A 235-nucleotide genomic window follows, 5' to 3' on the forward strand; every position below is an offset into this window, starting at 1 on the left:
GACCTCGGCACCGCCGCCCGGCGCGTTCTGGAGCGTGGCGAGTCCGCCCGACTGCCGCACGACACCATAGACCATCGCCAGACCGAGCCCTGCGCCCTTGCCCATCTCCTTGGTCGTGAAGAAGGGTTCGAACCCCTTGTCCGCAGTCGCCGGATCGATCCCGGGCCGGTCATCCCTGATGCTCAGGACGACATAGTCGCCCGGTTCGAGCTTTGCCACGCCGTCATCCTCGGGC

1 protein-coding gene is annotated in these 235 nt (G+C 67.7%); it reads right to left on the reverse strand.

The window, feature by feature from the left end; translation table 11 throughout:
• Window positions 1-219: ATP-binding protein (locus AC0CH3_RS17985; RefSeq protein ID WP_465238148.1), on the reverse strand; the 219-nt coding region annotated here is incomplete at its 3' end.
• Window positions 220-235 lie beyond the last annotated feature (16 nt).

This window comes from Sphingomonas sp. AC449 (genome assembly GCF_979253475.1).